The organism is Hyphomonas sp. UBA3601, from assembly GCF_002375605.1.
Taxonomy (GTDB): Bacteria; Pseudomonadota; Alphaproteobacteria; order Caulobacterales; family Hyphomonadaceae; genus Hyphomonas.
In genome coordinates this window covers 574-1,109 of the sequence record NZ_DFME01000025.1, presented here as the reverse complement: position 1 = coordinate 1,109, position 536 = coordinate 574, and the positions used below count along the sequence as shown (strand labels likewise).

1 pseudogene is annotated in these 536 nt (G+C 61.8%); it reads left to right on the top strand.

The annotated features are described in order from the left end of the window. Positions 1-536, top strand: a pseudogene (locus tag B4F73_RS02495) (alpha-glucuronidase); the annotation flags it as partial.

Sequence of the window (536 nt, the reverse complement as noted above, 5' to 3'; positions counted from 1 at the left end):
CGTCCCAAGACCAAGCTGCGCCTGCTCAATCATTGGGACAATCTGGATCGCCATGTCGAGCGCGGCTATGCGGGTCAGTCGATCTGGGACTGGCACCGCCTGCCAGACTATCTCGATCCGAAGTATACCGACTATGCCCGCGCGAATGCGTCCATCGGCATCAATGGGGTGTCGCTGACCAATGTGAACGCTGATGCGACCGTGCTGACCGCGCCATACCTAGAGAAGGTCGCAGCCCTCGCAGATATTTTCCGGCCCTATGGGATCAGGATCTATCTGACCGCGCGCTTCTCTGCGCCGATGGAACTGGGCGGGCTCGACACAGCCGATCCACGCGACGCCGAGGTGCAGGCCTGGTGGCAGGCTAAGGTGGACGAGATATATGCCCATGTGCCGGATTTCGGCGGCTTCCTCGTGAAAGCGAACTCCGAAGGCCAGCCCGGCCCACAGGATTATGAGCGCAGCCATGCCGAAGGCGCGAACATGCTGGCCACCGCGCTTGCCCCGCATGAAGGCATCGTGATGTGGCGCGCCTT